We start from the raw sequence: 20,524 nt of genomic DNA, 5'->3' as shown, positions 1-20,524 counted from the left end.
GAAAAAGGAGTGAACATAATGGGCAAAAAACAGCGCAACCGGGTGACCGGCCAGAAAAAGAACAATCATGTGCCCGTTTCAGACGTCATTGCAGCTGATGAAGCGCATGGAAAAGAGCATTCCGCCGCTAAACGGAAGCCTTAACACTGTCTTTCCCAGACAATACGGAAGCCGGCTGAAGATTCAGCCGGCCCGTCTTACCTCGGCTGGACGAGCAGCCGGTTAATTTTGCTCCATCCCGCAGGGTTAAGCCTGTAATAGGTCTTTCCTTTTCTTCCTTCGTCTATGAGTATGACATCTCCGGTCGCTATGAATCTGGCTTGATAGTCGTTTGGGACCGTATCAGGCACATTAAAAACAGAAAATGCCCTTTCCAGTGCGTCTTGATGATTGTCAGCGGCCAGCTCTGTCCGATAGACGACCCTGTATCCCTTTTTCTCGCCGTAGCGGGGTGTTTGAAAAATCGTCACATCATAGGCGCAAGTCTTTTTTTTAAACACGGGCAGCGATAACAGCATCAAGATCCCTCCCTCTTATTTCTTAATAGTATTAGCGTTTTTTCTCATTTTTCCTGTCTCTATTTTTGTCGAAACGGATGATACTTTTCGTCAAAGAGCGCAAAAAGCGAAACGAGGCAAAGTCCGAGACTGAATCCGGCAAGGACATCCGTCGGAAAATGCGCGCCCAAATAAATTCTGCTGAGTCCGATCAGAATGACGAGAACTCCGGTAAAGACGGTGACGGCCCGTTTTCTTTTCGTAAAAAACGGAACATGCTTAATCAAAAAGTAAGCGATGACGGGATACATCACTGCCGAATTCATGGAGTGGCCGCTCGGAAAACTGTATGAGGTTTCATGGACGAGCGGTTCAAAAGCGGGTCTGGCTCTTTCAATCAATTCTTTTATTTTTATGTTTACAATCCGTTCAATGAGAAAGAGAAGCGGCAAAAAAACAACATCCGGCGTTTTTTTGTACATATACAGAGCCGCGCCTGTCAAAAGAAGAAGCGGCAAAAGCACCGCGGTCGTGCCGAGCTCCGTTATCCATAACATCAATTCATTCAGCCAGGCAGACCTGATCCTGACAGCCGCTTCTATCACGCGCTCATCAAAAGCCCGGACGGCTTCTATCCGGATCGCTGCTGCGAGCAGAATAAACAATGCGAAAAGACTTGCTGGCTTGTACAACGTTTTCCCCCCATGTTTCATTCTCCCTAGCCGATTGAAAAAACCGAAGCTTTTTCACTTCGGTTCCGCAGTTTCAGTCTTCATCAAGCTCTTCGTCTATCATACATTTTTCTAATAAATAATCAAAGGTGATGTCGGCTATTTCGAAGATTTCCTCTTCACTCGGTATGTACCCGCGCATAGCAAGCTGACTGTAAAAATAATCAGCTATTTCTTCTGTGTCAATCACAAGATCTATTTCTTTCATGCAAACACCGCCTCCTTTTTTATGTTTTATGAAAAAACCGTTCAAATTATACCCAAAAGTTCTAAACGTTTTGTCCGCTCATATACTTTTAAAAAACAAGCCCCGGAGGGAGAAAAGATGATGACGAAAATGATGGCTTTTTTGGACGGAGATGGATTTGATATCGTATTGGAAAAAGTGCTGAAAGGAATGTCGTTTGTAATCTTTTCCGGCTGTCTGCCCTGGTTTTTATATGTCACCGTCCGTTTTTTTGCCGGCTAGCTGAAATGCTCCCGCAGGCTTTCCAGCACAAAATTCATCATATCTTTATATTCTTCGTCACCGAACAAATGATAAAGAATCTTATAATCGTTATAAATATCAAGCAGCTCATCTACAATCGATACCGCCAGCACATGCAGGGTATCGGGATCATCAGCATCGCCTTCAAACTGAAGAAGAGCAGACGCGACGGTATCCTCGCCGATCTCATGAGATGCTTCCCCAACATAGTGGACAAACAGCAGCTGATGCACAAACTGATCCATTTCATATTTTCTCAGAACCAGCGTGAGATCCTCTTCCTCCGTTTCAAGCCACTCTCCGTCTTTCAGCCGAGTCAGCTCATAAATAATATCCTCCCAGCCATCCTCTAAATATCTCCATATTTCAGTTCTGTGGCCGATGACACGGAATAATTCCTTTCCGTAGTCCTTTACATATACGACGTCGCCGATCAGAAATTCATATTCAATATCCAATTTCTCCATATCGACGATCACGCCCTCATAATCTTTATAAAGCTGGATGGACGATTCAAAATAAAGCACTTCATTATGATTGACTTCGTAAAGATAATGTTTATCAATTTGATGAACCTTCGTAATGGTGCCGACGGTTCCGTACATCACGACGACCACGATGTCTCCCACTTGAAATTTCGGTTTATCTGGCTTCATGCTGTCTCCCCCTTGCCGCGGACTGTCATACGCTATCGTATGCCGGCCGCCATAATTTCGCATGGGCATGAAAACCACAGGAAATATCTATTTCTGCACCTGTTCAAAATGTCAAAAACCGCAACATGCTTGTGCGTTTTTTCACTTACCGTAAACAGAAGCGTCCGATGACATTCCGCTCTCGATCGAATGAGCAGTAACAATGCTGAGACAAAAAGCTTCTATTTTTTATCTATGATGCAAAGGAAAATACCCGGCCCGAAGGCATGTTGACAATATCACCGCAGTGATGTTCAAGATCCGTAGGAGTATGGAACTCCCATTCCGGCTGCATATTTGCAATTGCTTGTGTATCATGAAGAACCAAACTCGTTTCGGCTTTCAATGAAGCCACAACTTCAATCCGCTTCAACCTTGTCACATAAAATCCCCTTTTCCATCCAAACGTCAGTGCCTCATCAGTCTTACCTAATCACTTCATTTAAATGTTTGATTATTTCTCCGTGAAAAGAGGCTCCTTACCCGGGACCCCGCCGGCAGCAGGCCTGATCCGGTGAACTCTGCAGCTATACCTTCTCCTGCCTGATTGTGATATGTGCCGTCAGGTAGATTTGTTTACGTGCTGATCAAAACGGACGGCGTTGCGGGATTTGATCATACGGCACCTCATAAGCGAGTGATTTCAACAGAAAAAAACCGCACAATGTGCGGTTTTTCGTCAGGCGTGATGGACCTCGGTCTCATATTTTTCCCAAGCTTCATCAAAGGTCGCCATCGTTTCTAAATAGTCGGCGCTCAGTTCTAAATAAGAACTGAGCTCGTGATAATCGCTTGACGTTTTCGGAAAGCCGTGATCTTCGTATGCCTGATTCGCAAACCGGCTGATTGCGTCCTGCGGCTTTGGATGCCTGTATTTCATCAAATAGTGATAAAAGGATTTCATGGGTTTCCCCTCCTGATGACTGTCTTTTGTTGTACTATTATACAATTCAAGTGTGAAATTACAACAAAAGAAGACTAGGAGAAGTCAAAATAATTCCGTTTCAAGATCCGTTCTGTCTCCATCAGCTCTTGATATGTGAGTGTTTCCGGTAATTTTTTTGCATTGACTAAAAAAAGCTGATTTTCGATTTCCGCTATGACCGCTTCCTCCTGATAAGTCATGCCGCAGGAGGAACAGGCGAATGCAGGTGTTTCTGTAATTTCTATGGCCCTCGTACCGTCAGGAAGCTCCCAGTACACAGCCGCCTGACAAGCTGACGCCTTCTGATTGCCGCACCACTCGCATGGCTTCACGGCGATTCACCTCCGACTTCCGATCCTGCTTTTTGCTCTTTCTTTTGCTGTGCAATAAATTTCTTTTCTTTCAATTCATCTCTCTTTTCCCTGCGGTCTTTCAGCGTTTCATGATCAGGATTTGATGTAAACGTTTTCCTCCTGTCGATCCTCGATACATTTTCCGGTGTGAACGAAACCTCTTTGTCCGCGAAAATGGCGCTCAGTCCGACCGGCTCACTTTTGGCCATCGTTCCCGGAAAAACAGATTCAAAATAGTCGTCGGCTTGATTCGGGATATAGTTTTCCGGCTCGGGATAAGATGTAATCACCCCTTCGAAGTTTCTGATCACAACTTTCTCCGGACTTTGGGAGAGCAAGTAGTTCGGCTGCAGGGCGATTTTACCGCCTCCGCCCGGGGCGTCGACGACAAAGGTCGGCACGGCAAAGCCCGTTGTGTGGCCCCTCAGTCCTTCAATGATTTCCAGCCCTTTTGACACAGGCGCTCTGAAATGGCCGATTCCCTCTGACAAATCACATTGATAAATATAATACGGACGCACGCGGATTTTCACTAAATCATGCATGAGTTTTTTCATAATCGGCACCGAATCGTTAATGCCTGCTAAAATAACGGCCTGGTTACCGACCGGAACACCTGCGTTAACGAGCTTTTCACACGCCGCAACCGATTCTTCCGTCAGTTCGATGCTCGTATTAAAATGAGTGTTCAGCCAGACCGGATGATATTTTTTCAAAATCTGACAAAGGTTATCCGTTATCCGCTGCGGAAATACGACGGGCGCTCTCGTTCCGATCCGGATAATTTCAAGGTGGGGAATGTCACGCAGGTTTTTCAAAATATATTCCAGAATCTGATCGTTGATTAAAAGCCCGTCTCCGCCGGAAATCAGGCAGTCACGGATTTCCGGCGTTTCCCGGATGTAAGCGATTGCCGCATCAAGCTGTTTTTTCGGCACCCCCATTCCGATCTGTCCGGAAAAACGCCTTCTTGTGCAGTATCGGCAATACATCGAGCATTGATTTGTCACCAGAAAAAGAACGCGGTCGGGATAGCGGTGCGTAAGACCGGGAACCGGTGAATCTTCATCTTCAAACAGCGGATCTTCAAGGTCATATTTCGTTTTGTGCATTTCTTCTGACAGCGGCACGGACTGCATGCGGATCGGACATCTCGGGTTATCGGGATCCATTAAAGAAGCATAATAAGGCGTAATGTTCAGGGGAATGGTTTTTACAGACATCCTGACGCCTTCTTCTTCCTCTTCGGTCAAATGAATGACTTTTTTCAGGTCATCGACGGTTCTTACAGTATGGGTGAGCTGCCACAGCCAATCATTCCACTTTTCTTCCGGCACATCTTTCCACAATTCAATCTCCTTCCAATGACGCTTTGGCTGAAACCATTTGTTTGTCAAACGAATTCCTCCTTATGAATGGCCAAACGTAAAGTCTTGCACCATATATTCATATTTTCGAGCCCTTCTGAAATGCGGCAGTTGTTCACAAGCCTGCCTCTGTAGCCGTATCCCGCATGGTACAAAACGGCATTCATCCCGTAAGACGCTGCACGGGCCAAGGAAAAAAGATGAATGATTCCCCGGCCAGCGAGTTCCTGCTCCAACGCTTTAAACAAGTGTGCTGTTACGGAGTTCCCCCTGTAATCTGACAGAACCGCGCAATCGGTCATTTCAGCGTGCCCCAATACCGGATTGATATCTGCGCTTGCCGCCCCAATGAGACGATCCTGATCAAATGCGGCATAATAGATGGTGTTTTCTCTCATTGTTTTTTTAATATAAAGGGGATTAAAGACAGGAGTCGGATAGGTAAGAAAAACATGTTTATATAAGTGCGATAAGCGGTCTGCATCATCTTCGTCCGCTTTTCTGAACATCAGCGCGCTTTCAGTCTGAGTCAGTCCCCGCTGCGGTGTCTCATATAAACGGTCAACAGTCGAATCTTCTGATACATATGAATCTGACCGTCTCCGTTCCTCTGATAAATAGCGCACCATCACAACAGCCTCATGCCCGTTGTAATACCCGTCTATGACACCCTCAACAATAAAAAGATGCTTGACAAATTCCGGCTCATCGCCGCGCTTAGCAAAGAAAATTACCTTTTGGGCTCCTTCTTGCTTTGCTTCTGCCAAAACGGCCGGAATAAGCGCCGTAATCTGCCCGTCATAACGAATGACTCTGAGCCGCTCATTGAAACGGTCTGCATCAATCTCAGCCGCCCCCTTTTCAGCCCTCAGTTCCTTTATCAGCTCCGTCACCCCCATCTGCCACCCCGCACCATTCCATCATAAAAAGAGAAATGATTTTGACGGCATCGATTAACGCCCGGATTTCAATGTATTCATTCGCCTGATGCGCCGCCTTGACTTCTCCCGGACCGAAGACGATGACCGGCGTCTGTCCCGCGTGCTGCAAAAGCCCTCCGTCCGTTCCCCACGGGGACGCTTCACGAACCGGTTTTGCCCCTTTCATTTTCTCAAAAGAAGATTCCAGAGCGGAAATCAGCGGATGCTCATCCGGGAGATCATTCGGAAGCCACTGAGCCCCAAACCATTCTATTTCCGCGGGGTGGTGTTTAAACCATTCATCCCGGTACTCCAAATCTTTCAGCCAGCTTGCCAGTTCTTCTTTTACTGCTTCCGGCGTTTCATTCGGCGCTATTCCGCACCTGCCTTCTATCACCACACGGTCAGCTACCGATGATGGCCACGTTCCCCCTTGGACGGTGCCGATATTAATGGGAACCGGAATCGGAACGTCCCGATAAAGCGGGTCTGTGATACGGGCGTTGCGGACGTGTTCAAGCTCTTTAAGGGCTGTGATGACATGCAGGCTTTTTTCAATGGCGCTCACCCCTTCATAGCGGGTGCCGCCGTGTGCGGACAATCCTCTTACCGTAATGCGGAACCACATAGATCCTTGCTGCTTAACAAACAGCTTTAAATTAGTCGGTTCCGGAATAAGCGCCCCGTCAGCCTTGTAGCCCCTCATAACAGCCGACAGCGTTCCCGCGCCGCCGCACTCTTCATCTACGACACTTTGAAACAGAACATCTCCTTTTAACGTAATCCCGCAGGCTTCAAGCGCTTCTAACGCAAACAAGAGGGCTGTATTGCCGCCCTTCATATCCGTTGAACCGCGGCCGTAAACTTTGCCGTCCTTTTCAACAGCGGTAAACGGTTCATACGTCCATGCGGCGGGATTTCCTTCCGGGACAACATCAATATGTCCGTTCAGTATCAGTGATCTTCCGCCCCCGGCCCCTTTTTTTACGGCTGTGATATTCGGGCTTTCATGGAAATTTTCGCGTTCCGATACAAAATAAGGATGCTCTTTCAAATGTTTGACACTCGGCTCCCATACATCAATATCCATGTCAAACTGTCTCAGTTTTTCTAAAACGACTGCCTGTGCGTTAAATTCATGGCCGAACGTGCTTTTTTCCCCGATCAGCCGTTTCAGCAAGCTTACCGCTTTTGCTGTGTTTTCTTCCGCCCACTCAGTGACTTTCTTTTCTAATTGATCCATGGACAGACCCCCTTTTAAGAAAACATTCTCCCAATCTGATTTCGGCATCCGTTGTTTGAATGACATCGTCTATGGTCGTGCCATTCAGCAGTTCCTCAAGAACAAAAGCCCCATCATCTATGCTGATGACGGCTTTCTCTGTAATGATGAGATCTGCACAGCTCGCTGCTGTAAGCGGCAACGAACAGCTTTCGACCAGCTTCGGCCGGCCTTTCTGATCGGTGTGGCTCATGACGACAACCACTTTTTTCGCGCCTTGGGCAAGCTCCATCGCCCCGCCCATTCCGGGCACTTTTTTCCCCGGCACGAGCCAATTGGCGAGATCACCTGTCCTGCTGACTTGGAGCGCGCCTAAAATGGTAATATCTATCAGCCCTTTTCTGATCATGGCAAAAGACAGAGCTGAATCAAAATAGGAAGCACCCTTAACTGTACTGACAGGAAATCCGGCCGCATTGCATAAAAGCTCATCCTCTTCTCCGCGCTCCGGACTTCCGCCGATCCCCAGGACGCCGTTTTCCGCCTGCAGCATTACCTCCATGCCGTCCGGCAGAAAATTCGGCACTAAAGAAGGAATGCCGATCCCCAAGTTGACGATCATTCCTGAGGTAACTTCACTGGCGGCCCGCCTCGCAATACTCTCTCTTTCCGCTATTCCCAAGCCCATCTCCACTTCACTCCTTCACTTTGCACGACACCCTCCACGAAAACGCCCGGCGTTACAATATGCTCGCTGTCAAGTTCGCCGGCAGGCACAATCTCTGCAGCCTCAGCAAATGTTCTTTCGGCCGCCGCAGCCATCAGAGGGTTCATGTTGCGCGCCGTTTTGTCAAACGTCAGATTCCCAAATTCATCAGCAGTATGTGCCGACACAAAAGCAAAATCAGCCGTCAGCGCTTTTTCAACTAAATAGGACTTTCCCTCAATCGTTACGGTTTCTTTGTTTTCACAAACGGTTGCGTTATCAATGCCGATATCAGTTAAAATACCGCCTAGCCCCGCTCCGCCTGCGCGAATCCGTTCAGCAAGCGTCCCTTGCGGCGAAAATTCCACCTCAAGCGCTCCGTCAGTCATTTGCCTGCCCGCGACAGGATTTGAGCCGATATGGGAAGCGATCAGCCTTTTTACCCGTTTATGAACGATAAGCGGGCCGATGCCGATTTCCGGAAATCCGGCATCATTGCAGATGACGGTCAGCTCTTTAACGCCGCTTTCCAAAATCGCTTCGATTAATGACGGAGGTGAACCCACTCCCCCAAAACCGCCGAACATAATGACAGATTCGTCCTTGACATCGGCAATTGCTTCATGAATATCGATTTTTTTATGAAAAATAGACATATCAGCTCAATCCTTCTTCATCATTTTTTCAACTTCTTCTGCGGCCTGGGAAAATAGATCTGACAGCTCATCCAGCTCAGCATATGAAATCGTGAACGGCGGGGCGATGATGACGGCGTCTCCTTCTCCGCTGTCAATACCGGGCTTTGCAGGGTAAATAAGCAGGCCCCGTTTTTTTGCCGCTTTAATGATTTTTTCGGTGAAGGCCTGTTTTTTCGAAAAAACGTCCTTCGTCGTTTTATTCTTAACGAATTCAACCCCGATCAGGAGGCCTTTACCGCGGACATCCCCAATCACCCCGCTGCGCTCTTTGATTTCTTCTAATTTCCGCTTCAGCATTTCGCCTTTTTCCTCTGACTGCCGAAGCAGCTCGTGTTTCTTAACATAGCGAAGCACTTCAAGCGCCGCTCTTGCACAGTATGGGTTGGCACTGTACGTATGTCCGCTCATAATGACCCCGGAGCCCCGCTTGATCGTTTCAATGATGTCATCAGACGCAACAGCTGCCGCTATCGGAGCGTAACCGGCGCCTAACCCTTTTCCGAGCACCGCGATATCAGGTGCGATCCCCCAATGCTCAGAAGCAAGCATCCGCCCTGTTCTCCCGAGCCCCGTCATGACTTCATCCGCGATAAACAAAATACCGTGCCGGCGGCAGACATCCTCAAGCGCTTCATAATAACCTGCCGGCGGAGTGATGGCCGCCCCCGCTGCTCCGACAATCGGTTCTGCGACAAATCCCGCGATAAATGAGGAACCGACCCGCTGAACAGCCGTTTCCAGTTCAGCTGCCGCAGCCTTCACAAATTCCTCTCCCTGCAGCTCAGAACGATACATATTAGGTGCTGAAACGGCCGGAAACCGTTCAAGCAGTTGGGTGAAGCGGTATCTCCGTTCGTAGAATCCCGATAATGAAAGCGCTCCCAAAGTAATACCGTGGTAACTGCCCCATCTTGATAGAAAGACGGATTTTTGGTATTGCCCTTTTTCCTGCCAATATTGAACGGCTATTTTCATCGCTGTTTCGACTGCCTCTGAGCCGCTGTTTACAAAAAATGACCAATTCAGCCCGCCCGGCAGATGATCGGCCAGAAATAAAGCCAGTTCTTCTGCCGGAGTACTGGTGAATTGCGAGCGATACACAAACGAAACGGAGTCAAGCTGCTCTTTTAAAGCTTGTATAATATCCTCCGTGCCGTGGCCGATATTGCAAGTGACCGCCCCCGATGCTCCGTCAAGATACTTGTTCCCCTCCTGATCATACACATATGATCCCTTTCCATGACTGACTGACGGATAATTCCCGTCAAGCTCCGGTTTGATTAAATAGCTACCCATATCTTTCCACCTCGAAAACCCATTTGCTTCATTGTATGAACAGATGAATAACCGCATTCTTATCCTTCAGAAAGTTTTTTGCAGAAAATACCTTTCTGTAAAACAGGCTGCCGGAGATGTCCCGACAGCCTGAAGAGCGTTCTGGAAATTCTATTCCTATTGTTGATTTTATTCTTTGCTCAGCTCATCATCACATCATTTTTGATCTGAATCAGTATAAGCAGAAGGCGGAAAATTCCCGTCTTCTTTACTGTATGGGAATCAATATTTCACACAAATGATGATTCACCTTTTGTAAAGTATACCTTTCGATAATAGGCTGTTCTCTGATTGATAAATTATTTTTTTCGATCTCAGAAAAAACAGTGTTCCAAAATCCACTGACTGCCTCTTTTGTATGATCAAGCAAGAAAACAGCGTACTTCCCTCCGGAAAATGTACCGATCCGGGCTGGTTCAGGCACATGGTCTTGATTGATAACAAGACAAACATCATAGCGGCATTTCTCTTTAGGAGTACGATTCGGATGATCTTGCGGAATTCCTAAAATGACATAATGATCAAGCAGACCATTCAATTGCGCCCAGTTTTTAAATGACTCCATCAGTTCTTTGTTTTGCTTTCCGCCATACTCTCCGACGTTTCGGAAATAAGCAATTCTTGATTCAGGTAATTCTTCAATCGTTATGTCCACATTTTCACCCCCTTCTCCAGAAAGGTAATATGTATTAAAATGTTTTTCAAGCTGATTTTTCAGCATGGAAATAACAAAAAGCCTGCAGAAAGTGATGTTCTCTGCAGGCTGATTTTCATTATAGGATTTTTTTCAGTCTAACAAATAAAAGCCGCACCGACGATGATTAATAAAATAAACAATACCACAATCAGCACAAAAGTGCTGGTTCCGCCTCCGCAGCCGCCGTGCCCGTAACCATAGCCAAAACTGCCGCAGCCATATCCGTATCCGTACATACGCAAATCATCCTTTCTTCTTACGATATACGGCATTGTATGCGGGCCAACTCCCAATTGGTTTATGCGAATGCCCAACTATGTAAGAAAATAATGAAAAATTGTATGCACGCGCCGAAATCTTTTGAAGCCGAGTTTTTCATAAAAGCGGTTTACACCGTCCATCCCGGACGTCACAAGGTATACGGTTTCCATGCCGTTCAGCTTTGCCGCCGCCATCAGCTCATTCATCAATATCGATCCGTAGCCTTTTCGTTGGAATTGATCCAGAATTGCGACTTCTTCTATTTTTGCGGTTTTATCTGCTTTGTTGATGAAAAGCTCTCCGCAGCCGATCGGAATCGTTTGTGAGGCATCGCTGTAGCACACGACAAGCATAACCGTTCCGTCCTTATACAAAGGATATTTCCGCTCAAGCTTTTGTTCGGCCGCCGCCTCGCCAATGTAAAGGGCATCATAGATGTTCATAATAGACGCCCCGTCGGCGAGGCTTTTTTCCGTCCCCCAAGCAGTGAGCGGGTGTCCGGCCTGCAGGTCCCCATTTTCCAGTTTCCTTGCAAAAAACAGCTCATCTTCCACTACGCAGCCCTGCTTTACCAGAGTTTGTTTCAGAAGAAGCGGAAACGCGTGCTCCGGAGCCGCTTTCACATGAATATAATTGGCTTGAAGCATGCCCGGAACGGACGAAAAAAACGGCAGGAGTTTATCTAACGGAAATGTACGGTGCAGCTGAATAAAGTTATGCGAAAAAATCTGCGGCAAAAAAGGGTCCGTATATACACTGAAATGCTCGAACCTCTGAATGCCGGAAGTAAGCTCTATATACTGCTTCTCGGTTTTATCAAATTGATCGGTCATAAAAGCTCTCCTTTTCCTTACACATCCAACTGCATCTCTCAACCTTTTGTTATATTGAGATTTCTCATAATTTCATCGTACACCGGATAGAACGGCATTCCAATTGGTAATTGTTTAATTTGCTGAAAGGAAATGGGTATCGCCTTCTGATTCGCAAAAAAGCGTTTCGCTACGTCATGACTGATCGGATGGAGAACCCCTCTCAAATAAACATAAAATTCCCGTTCAATGCGAAACAGCATTCTCCCGGGCAGATGTTGAATACAGCCCGATGCCCCCCGGCTGATCGGCGGACCGTCCGGAAGCGCTTGTATTTCGTCCCGTTCTAAAGCCGGGATGTCATGCCGTTTAAATCGGTAAAAGCGAAATGCGCTATGATCAACCAGCCTTTTCTCCCCGTCTTCTATAAAATAAACATGAAACTGATCCCTGACGAGCTGAAAATTCGGAATACTGACGGAGTTCTCTTCCTCATATTGAAATAAAAACGGATCCGGAATGACGACGGTTCGCCCTTCATATAACGTATGCCAGCGCTCGTTTACAGGCTTCCTTTTATTTCGGTCAAGCTGATATACTTTCTGATCCGTCCCCTTTACAAAGGACCCGTCGATCAGGACAGACGGAAGCGATTGATACGTGTTCTGAAATGAGTGGGGTGTTTTATAGGTCGTATCCAACACTTCTTTTATCGGCAGAAATGATGTAAATGTGTTGAGCCTGCTCCAAAAAACAGAGTCTCCGTGATTCCAATGCATAACATCTTCGTCCCAAAAGCTGCCGAACTTCTCTTTCACACGCTCAAGCAATGATCTCCGGTGCATCACTGAACAGTGATCAACGAGAAAAGCGGCCTGATCAAGCACCTCTTCAGCAAAACGATAGAAGTGGAATTGTTCTGTTCCGCGCCCGTTTACATGTATCACCTTCTGGCTGGAATAGACGGCATCAAACCCGCTGCATTGATTAAGAACTTCCGCCATGCGGCTGAGCCTATCCGGATGAAATACGGTGTCGTCTGTCAAATAAGTGATGTATTCGCCTTTAGCCCGTGAAAGCGCATCATTAATCAAAACGGCATACCGGGTCGACTTCAGCCGTTCGGCAGGATTGATAAAACTGTTGTCATAATATATGCGAGGATCTTTTATATACGTACTGATGGCAGCCGAGGTTTCTTCATTTGAATGATCATCCATCACAAACAGCTCCCAATTGCTGTAGGTCTGATGCAAAACACTTTCAATCGCCTGTTTCACAAGATCCGGTTTGTTGTAACTCGTTAAGATAATTGAGATCTTCTTTTCCATCCCATCACCCCTTCTGTAAAACGTAAAAAACGGCTCCGAAAGAGACAGAGCCTGATATCCGTTATTAAAAAGCACCCCAGCTGACGATGCTTGAAATCGCGACGTTTGATCTCGTATTATTGAGCGGATTTTGAAAAACGGCCAAATCTGACAGCACTTCTTTGACAATTACGTTTTGCAGTGTGCTGCCGTTAATCAGATTGACGCGTGATACAGGAACCCCAAGCTCTTTTGCCATTACAAGCTGACGCCGCAAATCTGAATGATCTCCGGACGGCTGACGGGATAACAAAAGAAGAAGAAGCAGTACGAGCTGAAATTCCTCCTCAAAACCCCCGTGTTTTACAGTTTCTTCTGAATCCAACGTATTCCTCTCCTTCATTTTTTAATCTATACAACGTATGTCATACTCTTACAATCCGCATAGGCAAACAAAGCCTGATTCGAAAATTCAGCTGTTTGATTAAATATTGAAAAAAACACAAGCAAAACGGCATTCGACTTATACCAATCTCTTCAATCAGGAATATGAATAAACGTGAGGTTGAAATTGTTAAAGGAGGTGTATGTTCGCATGAGCGAGGATCGTTTGGAGCTTAAAAAGGAGTTATTGAAAACTCTTTTAGCCCCTGTATTTGACAACAGCGCTTTATCTGGCGGCACAGATGGAGGAGATAATGTGGAAAACAAAGTAAAAGATTTATTGGAATCGGCAATTGATGCAAAAGTAGATGAAGCAGCGGCGAAAGACAGTCTAAGCGCACAATCTGTATTGGGAAGCGGTATTTCATTAGCGGCGAGATGGATTTTTGCAAGAATTCAGCCCGGCACTGTCATCAGCATTGTGATGGATTCAGGAGACATGATCGGCCCGGTTCAATTTGTTGCCTTTGACGAAATTCACGGAATCGTTTTTGTTACGCAGGAAAATTCCGTTACACCGGCAGGCTCTGCTACAACATTGCTTGACGTCGACAAAGTTGAAAGTGTCACGTTCACTTCGTAACAGCATATGAACGTTTTATATATCCGTTCAGGATATAAAGGCATATACACGTATTTTGACCGCTGGATCGAGGAAGGCTTTTTACAGTCTTCCGTCCGCTTTTTTTCTGTTTCTGAGTTTGAGGAAGATACCATCCGCAGTATACGGGCATTCAAACCAGACATCAGTCTGATGATGACGGGAGACCGTATTCCGTCTGAATGGCTTCAATGGCTGAAGACAGAACAGATTCCCGTTTATCTATGGATGACGGAGGATCCTTTTTATTTCGATGTGAGCATGACAATCGCCCCTTTCGCCGATGCCGTTTTGACGATAGAACAAAACGCGCTTGATGCTTACCGGCAAATGGGCTTACAGCACGTATATTATGTCCCGATCCCCGTTAATCAGCGGCTTTTTAAGAAACAACCTGCTGAAGCCTCTCTTCACACAAATCTGCTTCTGATCGGATACCCTTACCCGAACCGCGTTGAACTGGTGAAAGCAGCGGCGAAGCTTCCGTATACGCTTCGTATTATCGGGAAGGGATGGCGCAGACATCTGCCTAAAAAAATCGCCAGGCAGCAAAATGTGCTCGTAATGGATGAATGGATTGAACCCGAACATGCCGCATTATATTACAACAGCGCAGACGTGGTCTTAAACCCTCACCGTTCTTATCGGTTTGCGCTCAATCAGAACGGACGCGGCATCGAAAATATCAGTTTAAATACGAGGAGCTTAGACATTGCGGCTTGTCAGGCCTTTCAGCTGACAGACCTTTCTCCCGCGCCCCCGTTTTCATCCTTTGTTTCTTACAGCGGGCTTGCGGATTTTGCGGATAAGATCCATTTTTATATGGCAAACCCGGGTGAACGTAAACAAATCGCGGCGCTTAATTACCAAGAGACAGTACCGGCGTACACGTATGACCGGCTGCCGGCTGTGCTTGCGGCTATCCGTTCCAGGACTTTCTCATGAAACGCTCTTCACATCAAAAAAAGCAGCTTGGATAAGCTGCTTTTTTCATGTTTATTTTCCGCTTCTGTCAGTCAGTTTTCTCGGGTCAACCTGTTTATTAACCTGCGGGTGAAAGCCGATTTTATCAGCGATTCTTTCCCAAGGCACCATTTTAAAATTTTGATTCACTTTTTGGCCGTGATCTATATTTTCTCCATCCTGTGCGACAAAAAGGCCGAACGGATATTCAGGCCCTAGCCCGAAACCCAGAACGTCAATTCCGTCTGTATCGCTTGTGCCGTCTGTTTCAGGCCCGTCTGTTATCTGAAAGTCCGCAACATATTTGTTCTGTCCCTGTCTTTCATAAATCGCGTAGCTGCTGTTACCCTGGCTTGATGCAAGCAGATAACCTTTCCCGTCAGCAGCGTAGTAAATCGTCAGTCCTTCAATATCAGGGGTTAAATGCCTGCCGTCGGCACGATCGATAACCGTTCCGTTACTGCCGCCGTCCGGCTCAGCGCTGAACTTCCAGATGGCCTCATCTTCTTCTGCGATATAAAGACTGCCGTATTCATCGTCTGCTGCCATCCCTTCTGTCTGAGAATTCATTTTAAACGCCCTTACCTTTTTGCCGGATATGTATCCATTTTTATCCGCATTTAATTCGTATTGTTCAAATTCGCCTTCTTTCCCTGTCACCATCGCGTAATATTTTCCTGTTTTTTGACTGTGGTACAAGCTGAAACCGTATACTTCATCAATTGCTGATGCAATCGGGCGGTCTGGATCTGTAATGCTTTGTAATGTGCCGTTTTTCCCGTCAATGGCGTAAATCTCAATGGTATTCTTTCCTTCAGACCGATTGGATGCCGCCGCAATATCGACTTTTTTTCCGTTCAACGGAAAATCATAGCGGATATCAACATTGTTCAGCTTCCCGGTATGATAGGAATGAAGCGTCTTTCCCTCTAGGCTGTACACGACTAAGCCTGATTTTTTATTGGTTGTGATCAATTTGCTGTTCTGAGGATTCTTGGGGTCCAGCCAAATCGCAGGATCATCAGCTGCATCACCGGCTGTATCAACCGGCTCCGTTTCCGCCGCCGCATTCACGGTAAAGTGATAAGGATCAGACAGCTTATGCTTGGCCTGGGAAGAAACCGCACCGCATGTGAGCATCAATCCGGCTGCCGCGGTTAACAAAAGTGTTTTTGAATGATTCATTTTCCTTCCTCCTTTTAATGAACGTTCACTTTAATTGTAAAATACATACAGGAAGTTCAGTGTTAAGTTTTTGTGAAGATTGTCCGCATGTGAGAATTTACGGAGAGAAAAAATTGACGTGAGCAAATATTTAAAATGAATATTTAGTACAATGTTTTATTTGTGATTTCTATTCTATTAATCGGATAAAGCGATATGAAAGCGCATCAGATTAATGTTTTTCTCTAATTTTTGATTTATTGGTTTCTTTCATTAACTCGCTGAAATTGTTCAACATATGATGCATGGTAGAGAAACGAGAGTTGGAGGATAAGCCATGCCTAAACAGCAAGCAGTAGAGCTACAACCGTTTTTTCACGATAAAACTGTTCTCGTCACAGGCGGGACAGGATCAATCGGAAGCCAAATAGTAAAACGCCTTTTGCTCTTAACCCCTAAAGAAGTCATTGTGTTCAGCAAAGATGACAGTAAACAATATGTAATGAAACAAAAATACGCGGATGAACAAAGACTGTCGTTTGTGCTCGGCGATGTTCGTGACTACAGAAGAGTCAACCAAGTGATGAAAGGTGTTGATATTGTCTTTCACACAGCTGCGCTGAAGCAGGTTCCGACATGTGAGGATAATCCCTTTGAAGCCATTCAAACCAACCTTATCGGCGGACAAAATGTCGCAGAAGCCGCTTTGCTGCAAGAGGTGACGCATGTGATTAATATCAGTACCGATAAAGCCGTTTCCCCGGTAAACACAATGGGAGCTACGAAGCTGTTGTCCGAAAAGCTGTTTCATCAGGCAAATCATCATGTTCAAAACCGCGGTACGGTGTTTTGTTCGGTCCGCTTCGGCAATGTGCTCGGTTCACGCGGTTCCGTTATTCCTATTTTATTTGAGCAGTTGATGGCAGGCGGTCCGCTCACCATTACGGATAAAAACATGACGAGGTTTTTTATGTCGATTGATGACGCCGCAACGCTCACCCTGCAATCTGCGGCGATCACAAAGGGCGGAGAAACGTTTATTTTTAAAATGGAGTCCCTGAGGCTCGAAGAACTGCTTCACGGGTTTGAAGAATATGCGTTCCGGCACGGGCTGCCGCGCCCCGCCGCTGTTGAAGTGGGAAAACGCCCCGGTGAGAAGCTTCATGAAGAACTGACCTCTCCTCATGAGACGGAATCTTTATATGAATGGGGCAATCTGTACGCAATATTGCCGGAACCCGCCAAACATCCGGAATTTCGGAAGGTCAATCTCCCCAGATATCAATCCGATCAGGCGCCGCTCATCACAAAAGACACAATCGTAAAGATTATTGAACGATTACATGAAGAAAAAAAAACATAGAAAAAAGGCCTGTCTGATAGGCAGGCCTCATTGCTGAGCTCTATTTTTCAAATAAATGCAGACAGGCTTCATAGCCCTCTTCCTTCAGCTTGTCTTTCGGAATAAACCGGAGTGCCGCAGAGTTAATGCAATAACGGAGACCGCTTGGCCCCGGACCGTCATTAAATACGTGGCCTAAGTGGGAATCAGCTGTTTTGCTTCTCACTTCCGTCCGGATCATCCCGTGGCTTGTGTCCAGTTTTTCGTCAACCTCTTCTTCTTCAATTGGTTTTGTAAAACTGGGCCAGCCGCAATGAGAATCGAATTTATCCAGAGAAGTAAACAAGGGCTTTCCCGATACGATATCAACATACAGCCCCTCTTCTTTGTGATCCCAGAATTCATTTTGAAACGGCGGCTCCGTTCCGTTATTTTGCGTGACTTCATATTGCATGCGGTTTAATGATTTGATTTTTTCTTCTTTATTAAAAGCCATCTTATCTGTCCCTCCAATGCTCATCCAGAAAGCCTTGACGTCCGGAACCTACACGGTAGCGCCCGTAGTGATCAGGATTTTTCTTATAAAAGTGCTGATGATAGCCTTCCGCTTCATAAAAAGGCTCAGCCTTTAAAATGTCTGTCACGATCGGCTTTTTAAATATGCCGCTTTCTTCAAGCTGTTTTTTTGAGGCTTCAGCGATTTGTTTTTGTTCATCGTTATGGTAATATATCGCCGCCCGATATGAACTTCCGCGGTCTGCAAACTGGCCGCCTGCATCAGTCGGGTCGATCTGCTGCCAAAACAGCTCGACAAGCTTTTCATACGGATAAATGTCAGGTTGGAATGTGATTTGAACGGCTTCTCTGTGTCCGGTCGTTTCACTGCACACTTCTTCGTAAGTCGGATTCTCAGTATGGCCTCCTGTATAGCCGGACACCACCTTTTCAATTCCGGGCTGTTCGTCAAACGGCTTCACCATGCACCAAAAACAGCCGCCTGCAAATGTGGCGATTTCTTTTTTTTCTGACATACGGGTGCCCTCCTTTGTTCATACGTGGTATTATTATATTATAGCATGTATAAACAGAATAAAAATAATTCTGCTTTCAGGGGAAGCTAAACGAATGCCACGCTGACTACATATTGGAGGTTCATGATTTGAAAGTAAGGACACAAATGATGTATGATATGGAAGCTTTGCTTCGAAAAGTGTTTAAACAAATCAGAAATGAAGTTAATGAAATTCTAGATAAAGAGCTGTCCAGGAACGAATTCACCATTTTGCGGATTCTCAGTGAACAAGGGCCTAAAAAAGTAACGGAATTCGCCCCCATTCTTGAGGTCTCCGCAAGCCACATTACCGCAGTGACCGATGCTTTAGTAGAAAAGGAATGGATCACCCGCATCCGTTCTAAAGAGGACAGGCGAATTATCAGAATCCATATTACGGAATCCGGGGAGAAAATTGTCGATCATTTCAACCAGAAAAAAACAGAATACTTTTTTAAACGGTTTGACTGCTACTCTGATGAAGAGCTTGCAACGTTAATCAAACTGTTCAGCAAGCTAGACAAAAAACGCTGACACGAAAAAACACAAATCCCTGAAAGGATCTGTGTTTTTTTATGAAAACTTATTGTTTCGGATGATAATAGGAAAATTCAATTTCATCCGTGTCGAGATTGATTTTATCCGCTTTTACATACATGCCGTTGTCTAAAGGCATTTCTGACAGACGGATCTCGATGCTTTTATCCCCAGGATGAACGTGCACAAATGACGGGAGTTCATAAAAGCTGTCCATATAATTCAGCACAAAGCTGATCGGCAGGCTTAATTCGCCTAATGAAAATTTCGTCACTTTCAAAATCACATCTCCGTTCTCCTGTACGGACGGTTCAAAAGTGACGACCGCATTAATGGAGGTTGAGAATGCTTTGATTTTACCTGCCACGTGCACATCGTTATTGATGTCCACTTTGTAGTCAAGCTGATTCGATGCCTTCTCTTTTAAGTAAGCATTCACAAACCTGGCAAGAGATTCTTTGGAGCTTGTGATATGAAAGCCGTACTCACTTTTTGTCTGATCTTGTATTTCCGCCTGCTCTCCCGGCATAACCAATAATGTCACAATTACCGCGGCGGCAATCACATTGAGTGCGAGAAGAACAAAAAACAGCGATTTCCACTTTTTCATCATTTCACCCTATTCTGCTGGTAACCCTTGTTTTTCAATGATGCCGTACAATCGATCGGCGATGAGTGCATACCCTTTTGCGTTCGGATGAAAATCATCATCCTTTGAAATCCGTCTGCTGCCGCTTTTTTGACTGAACAAGTCTTCAACATTCACCGCGGCGGCGTGGGGATCTTTTTCCAGCTCTTTTGCGGCGATCTTGTTCCAATCCGTTACAACCCCATTAATTTCTTTTAATTCAGGCAGCGTAAACGTGAATGGGTTATACATGCTGACATACACCAGCTCTGCGTTTTCATTATATTTGCGGATTTTTGAAACGATCGCCTTGAATCGTTTCTCAAAAGGTTTCTCTTCCTTTTGGAACGGCTGAACCGTCAGCTGCATCATATTCTGGCGGAGCACCTTCATTAAGTCATTGCCGCCGATGGTAAAAAAGATATAGTCGGCGCTCTTTAATGATTTCTGAACTTTTTTATTATCAAGCTTTTCCAGCAGGTCCGACGTTTTGTCCCCCTGCACCGCATAATTTTTAATATCTACCGTTTTCACATGTCCCTTTTTCTTAAGAGACTCCGCTGCCCTGCCGACGTATCCTGAACCGTCAGGATCTCCTACTCCTTCAGTCAATGAATCACCGACCGCAGCTATGACAATATGATCTTTCGTTTTCGGTTCTTCAGCGTCAGAACCGGTGCGCTGGACAGAACAAGCTGATAAAAGCAAAGCCAGTCCGGCGATCAATGAGAACATTCGCAGCTTCAATCTGGTTGCTCCTTCCCCGTCTACTAGT

General features: G+C 45.9%; 29 protein-coding genes. 6 read left to right on the top strand and 23 right to left on the bottom strand.

Annotated features, from left to right (window positions below):
- Positions 1–18 precede the first annotated feature (18 nt).
- Positions 19–144 carry a hypothetical protein gene (locus K3G25_RS08610; protein ID WP_003153701.1) on the top strand — a complete coding sequence of 42 codons (126 nt, stop codon included), beginning with the start codon at positions 19–21 and terminating at the stop codon, positions 142–144.
- A 53-nt stretch (positions 145–197) separates the two neighbouring features.
- On the opposite strand, the gene K3G25_RS08605 is transcribed toward K3G25_RS08610, so the two are convergent.
- The 3 genes from K3G25_RS08605 to K3G25_RS08595 all read right to left on the bottom strand — a co-directional run bounded on the left by K3G25_RS08605 (position 198) and on the right by K3G25_RS08595 (position 1,436).
- Positions 198–518 carry a YodL domain-containing protein gene (locus tag K3G25_RS08605; RefSeq protein ID WP_003153700.1) on the bottom strand — a complete coding sequence of 107 codons (321 nt, stop codon included), beginning with the start codon at positions 516–518 and terminating at the stop codon, positions 198–200.
- A gap of 59 nt (positions 519–577) precedes the next feature.
- Positions 578–1,189: a phosphatase PAP2 family protein gene (locus K3G25_RS08600; protein WP_014418136.1), complete on the bottom strand. Its 612-nt coding sequence runs from the start codon at positions 1,187–1,189 to the stop codon at positions 578–580.
- Positions 1,190–1,262: 73 nt separating this feature from the next.
- Positions 1,263–1,436, bottom strand: a complete 174-nt coding sequence (locus K3G25_RS08595; protein WP_003153696.1) for a YozD family protein — start codon at positions 1,434–1,436, stop codon at positions 1,263–1,265.
- A gap of 117 nt (positions 1,437–1,553) precedes the next feature.
- Here K3G25_RS08595 and K3G25_RS08590 point away from each other — a divergent pair, with 117 nt between their 5' ends.
- A complete protein-coding gene (locus K3G25_RS08590; protein ID WP_099745028.1) occupies positions 1,554–1,697 on the top strand; it encodes a hypothetical protein in 144 nt (47 codons plus the stop codon).
- Here the strand turns inward: K3G25_RS08590 and K3G25_RS08585 are convergent.
- The 15 genes from K3G25_RS08585 to cgeC form a co-directional block, all read right to left on the bottom strand.
- Positions 1,694–2,374, bottom strand: a complete 681-nt coding sequence (locus K3G25_RS08585) for a hypothetical protein (RefSeq protein WP_014418138.1) — start codon at positions 2,372–2,374, stop codon at positions 1,694–1,696. The genes K3G25_RS08590 and K3G25_RS08585 overlap by 4 nt on opposite strands.
- Positions 2,375–2,606: 232 nt before the next feature.
- Positions 2,607–2,795, bottom strand: coding sequence for a hypothetical protein (locus K3G25_RS08580; protein WP_232489675.1), 189 nt, complete (start codon positions 2,793–2,795; stop codon positions 2,607–2,609).
- Positions 2,796–3,092: 297 nt separating this feature from the next.
- Positions 3,093–3,317: a YozE family protein gene (locus K3G25_RS08575; RefSeq protein WP_003153684.1), complete on the bottom strand. Its 225-nt coding sequence runs from the start codon at positions 3,315–3,317 to the stop codon at positions 3,093–3,095.
- A gap of 74 nt (positions 3,318–3,391) precedes the next feature.
- The gene (locus K3G25_RS08570; RefSeq protein WP_012117773.1) at positions 3,392–3,670 is read right to left on the bottom strand and encodes a YokU family protein; all 279 of its coding nucleotides are present in this window, start codon (positions 3,668–3,670) and stop codon (positions 3,392–3,394) included.
- Complete coding sequence (ablA, locus tag K3G25_RS08565) at positions 3,667–5,088, bottom strand: lysine 2,3-aminomutase (RefSeq protein WP_072177837.1); 1,422 nt, start codon at positions 5,086–5,088, stop codon at positions 3,667–3,669. The genes K3G25_RS08570 and ablA overlap by 4 nt, the downstream gene beginning before the upstream one ends.
- Positions 5,085–5,957 carry a putative beta-lysine N-acetyltransferase gene (gene ablB, locus K3G25_RS08560; protein WP_014418140.1) on the bottom strand — a complete coding sequence of 291 codons (873 nt, stop codon included), beginning with the start codon at positions 5,955–5,957 and terminating at the stop codon, positions 5,085–5,087. The genes ablA and ablB overlap by 4 nt, the downstream gene beginning before the upstream one ends.
- Positions 5,920–7,221, bottom strand: coding sequence for a peptidase (locus K3G25_RS08555; RefSeq protein WP_017417986.1), 1,302 nt, complete (start codon positions 7,219–7,221; stop codon positions 5,920–5,922). Before K3G25_RS08555 ends, ablB begins: the two co-directional genes overlap by 38 nt.
- Positions 7,193–7,888 (bottom strand): 3-oxoacid CoA-transferase subunit B, encoded by a 696-nt coding sequence (locus tag K3G25_RS08550; protein WP_021493925.1) that lies wholly within the window; start codon positions 7,886–7,888, stop codon positions 7,193–7,195. The genes K3G25_RS08555 and K3G25_RS08550 overlap by 29 nt, the downstream gene beginning before the upstream one ends.
- Complete coding sequence (locus tag K3G25_RS08545; RefSeq protein ID WP_022553213.1) at positions 7,873–8,562, bottom strand: CoA transferase subunit A; 690 nt, start codon at positions 8,560–8,562, stop codon at positions 7,873–7,875. Before K3G25_RS08545 ends, K3G25_RS08550 begins: the two co-directional genes overlap by 16 nt.
- 6 nt (positions 8,563–8,568) lie before the next feature.
- Positions 8,569–9,900, bottom strand: coding sequence for an aspartate aminotransferase family protein (locus K3G25_RS08540; RefSeq protein ID WP_014418143.1), 1,332 nt, complete (start codon positions 9,898–9,900; stop codon positions 8,569–8,571).
- A 247-nt stretch (positions 9,901–10,147) separates the two neighbouring features.
- Entirely contained in the window at positions 10,148–10,594 is a 447-nt protein-coding gene (locus K3G25_RS08535) for an AraC family transcriptional regulator (RefSeq protein WP_029974271.1), read from the bottom strand.
- A 137-nt stretch (positions 10,595–10,731) separates the two neighbouring features.
- Positions 10,732–10,872, bottom strand: coding sequence for a YjcZ family sporulation protein (locus K3G25_RS08530; RefSeq protein ID WP_007612029.1), 141 nt, complete (start codon positions 10,870–10,872; stop codon positions 10,732–10,734).
- 78 nt (positions 10,873–10,950) lie between these two features.
- On the bottom strand, positions 10,951–11,730 hold the full coding sequence (locus tag K3G25_RS08525; protein WP_022553210.1) for a GNAT family N-acetyltransferase: 780 nt from the start codon (positions 11,728–11,730) through the stop codon (positions 10,951–10,953).
- A 38-nt stretch (positions 11,731–11,768) separates the two neighbouring features.
- Positions 11,769–13,040, bottom strand: a complete 1,272-nt coding sequence (locus K3G25_RS08520) for a glycosyltransferase family 2 protein (RefSeq protein WP_110124205.1) — start codon at positions 13,038–13,040, stop codon at positions 11,769–11,771.
- A gap of 64 nt (positions 13,041–13,104) precedes the next feature.
- Positions 13,105–13,404: a spore maturation protein CgeC gene (gene cgeC, locus K3G25_RS08515; protein ID WP_007407929.1), complete on the bottom strand. Its 300-nt coding sequence runs from the start codon at positions 13,402–13,404 to the stop codon at positions 13,105–13,107.
- Positions 13,405–13,614: 210 nt separating this feature from the next.
- On the opposite strand from cgeC, the gene K3G25_RS08510 reads away from it, so the two are divergent.
- Complete coding sequence (locus K3G25_RS08510) at positions 13,615–14,046, top strand: hypothetical protein (RefSeq protein ID WP_014418148.1); 432 nt, start codon at positions 13,615–13,617, stop codon at positions 14,044–14,046.
- Positions 14,047–14,052: 6 nt separating this feature from the next.
- Positions 14,053–15,009, top strand: coding sequence for a CgeB family protein (locus K3G25_RS08505; RefSeq protein ID WP_039063239.1), 957 nt, complete (start codon positions 14,053–14,055; stop codon positions 15,007–15,009).
- Positions 15,010–15,060: 51 nt separating this feature from the next.
- Here the strand turns inward: K3G25_RS08505 and phyC are convergent, their stop codons facing one another.
- Positions 15,061–16,212 (bottom strand): 3-phytase, encoded by a 1,152-nt coding sequence (phyC, locus tag K3G25_RS08500; RefSeq protein ID WP_014418150.1) that lies wholly within the window; start codon positions 16,210–16,212, stop codon positions 15,061–15,063.
- Between the two features lie 316 nt (positions 16,213–16,528).
- On the opposite strand from phyC, the gene K3G25_RS08495 reads away from it, so the two are divergent.
- A complete protein-coding gene (locus tag K3G25_RS08495) occupies positions 16,529–17,554 on the top strand; it encodes an SDR family NAD(P)-dependent oxidoreductase (RefSeq protein ID WP_014418151.1) in 1,026 nt (341 codons plus the stop codon).
- A 40-nt stretch (positions 17,555–17,594) separates the two neighbouring features.
- Here the strand turns inward: K3G25_RS08495 and msrB are convergent, their stop codons facing one another.
- A complete protein-coding gene (msrB, locus tag K3G25_RS08490) occupies positions 17,595–18,029 on the bottom strand; it encodes a peptide-methionine (R)-S-oxide reductase MsrB (RefSeq protein WP_007409536.1) in 435 nt (144 codons plus the stop codon).
- Between the two features lies 1 nt (position 18,030).
- Entirely contained in the window at positions 18,031–18,564 is a 534-nt protein-coding gene (gene msrA / locus K3G25_RS08485) for a peptide-methionine (S)-S-oxide reductase MsrA (protein ID WP_003153641.1), read from the bottom strand.
- Between the two features lie 128 nt (positions 18,565–18,692).
- Here msrA and K3G25_RS08480 point away from each other — a divergent pair, with 128 nt between their 5' ends.
- Positions 18,693–19,118, top strand: a complete 426-nt coding sequence (locus K3G25_RS08480; RefSeq protein WP_025649777.1) for a MarR family transcriptional regulator — start codon at positions 18,693–18,695, stop codon at positions 19,116–19,118.
- 49 nt (positions 19,119–19,167) lie between these two features.
- On the opposite strand, the gene K3G25_RS08475 is transcribed toward K3G25_RS08480, so the two are convergent.
- Both K3G25_RS08475 and K3G25_RS08470 read right to left on the bottom strand, forming a co-directional pair.
- Positions 19,168–19,731, bottom strand: coding sequence for a YpmS family protein (locus K3G25_RS08475; protein ID WP_110124212.1), 564 nt, complete (start codon positions 19,729–19,731; stop codon positions 19,168–19,170).
- Positions 19,732–19,740: 9 nt separating this feature from the next.
- Positions 19,741–20,496 carry an SGNH/GDSL hydrolase family protein gene (locus K3G25_RS08470; RefSeq protein ID WP_003153635.1) on the bottom strand — a complete coding sequence of 252 codons (756 nt, stop codon included), beginning with the start codon at positions 20,494–20,496 and terminating at the stop codon, positions 19,741–19,743.
- Between the last annotated feature and the right edge of the window lie 28 nt (positions 20,497–20,524).

It is taken from the genome of Bacillus sp. FCW2, assembly GCF_021228595.1.
Lineage (GTDB): Bacteria > Bacillota > Bacilli > Bacillales > Bacillaceae > Bacillus > Bacillus velezensis.
Note: the sequence above shows the minus strand (reverse complement) of the source record. Positions and strands in the feature narration are given on the sequence as shown.

What these genes read in the sequence shown, in the direction of transcription:
- K3G25_RS08595 (WP_003153696.1), bottom strand. Translation starts at nt 1,436, where the DNA reads ATGAAAGAAATAGATCTTGTGATTGACACAGAAGAAATAGCTGATTAT.
- K3G25_RS08545 (WP_022553213.1), bottom strand. Translation starts at nt 8,562, where the DNA reads ATGTCTATTTTTCATAAAAAAATCGATATTCATGAAGCAATTGCCGAT.
- K3G25_RS08590 (WP_099745028.1), top strand. Translation starts at nt 1,554, where the DNA reads ATGATGACGAAAATGATGGCTTTTTTGGACGGAGATGGATTTGATATC.
- K3G25_RS08505 (WP_039063239.1), top strand. Translation starts at nt 14,053, where the DNA reads ATGAACGTTTTATATATCCGTTCAGGATATAAAGGCATATACACGTAT.
- K3G25_RS08550 (WP_021493925.1), bottom strand. Translation starts at nt 7,888, where the DNA reads ATGGGCTTGGGAATAGCGGAAAGAGAGAGTATTGCGAGGCGGGCCGCC.
- K3G25_RS08575 (WP_003153684.1), bottom strand. Translation starts at nt 3,317, where the DNA reads ATGAAATCCTTTTATCACTATTTGATGAAATACAGGCATCCAAAGCCG.
- msrB (WP_007409536.1), bottom strand. Translation starts at nt 18,029, where the DNA reads ATGGCTTTTAATAAAGAAGAAAAAATCAAATCATTAAACCGCATGCAA.
- K3G25_RS08530 (WP_007612029.1), bottom strand. Translation starts at nt 10,872, where the DNA reads ATGTACGGATACGGATATGGCTGCGGCAGTTTTGGCTATGGTTACGGG.
- ablB (WP_014418140.1), bottom strand. Translation starts at nt 5,957, where the DNA reads ATGGGGGTGACGGAGCTGATAAAGGAACTGAGGGCTGAAAAGGGGGCG.
- K3G25_RS08525 (WP_022553210.1), bottom strand. Translation starts at nt 11,730, where the DNA reads ATGACCGATCAATTTGATAAAACCGAGAAGCAGTATATAGAGCTTACT.
- K3G25_RS08520 (WP_110124205.1), bottom strand. Translation starts at nt 13,040, where the DNA reads ATGGAAAAGAAGATCTCAATTATCTTAACGAGTTACAACAAACCGGAT.
- K3G25_RS08475 (WP_110124212.1), bottom strand. Translation starts at nt 19,731, where the DNA reads ATGAAAAAGTGGAAATCGCTGTTTTTTGTTCTTCTCGCACTCAATGTG.
- K3G25_RS08610 (WP_003153701.1), top strand. Translation starts at nt 19, where the DNA reads ATGGGCAAAAAACAGCGCAACCGGGTGACCGGCCAGAAAAAGAACAAT.
- K3G25_RS08605 (WP_003153700.1), bottom strand. Translation starts at nt 518, where the DNA reads ATGCTGTTATCGCTGCCCGTGTTTAAAAAAAAGACTTGCGCCTATGAT.
- K3G25_RS08555 (WP_017417986.1), bottom strand. Translation starts at nt 7,221, where the DNA reads ATGGATCAATTAGAAAAGAAAGTCACTGAGTGGGCGGAAGAAAACACA.
- msrA (WP_003153641.1), bottom strand. Translation starts at nt 18,564, where the DNA reads ATGTCAGAAAAAAAAGAAATCGCCACATTTGCAGGCGGCTGTTTTTGG.
- K3G25_RS08540 (WP_014418143.1), bottom strand. Translation starts at nt 9,900, where the DNA reads ATGGGTAGCTATTTAATCAAACCGGAGCTTGACGGGAATTATCCGTCA.
- phyC (WP_014418150.1), bottom strand. Translation starts at nt 16,212, where the DNA reads ATGAATCATTCAAAAACACTTTTGTTAACCGCGGCAGCCGGATTGATG.
- K3G25_RS08585 (WP_014418138.1), bottom strand. Translation starts at nt 2,374, where the DNA reads ATGAAGCCAGATAAACCGAAATTTCAAGTGGGAGACATCGTGGTCGTC.
- K3G25_RS08510 (WP_014418148.1), top strand. Translation starts at nt 13,615, where the DNA reads ATGAGCGAGGATCGTTTGGAGCTTAAAAAGGAGTTATTGAAAACTCTT.
- K3G25_RS08495 (WP_014418151.1), top strand. Translation starts at nt 16,529, where the DNA reads ATGCCTAAACAGCAAGCAGTAGAGCTACAACCGTTTTTTCACGATAAA.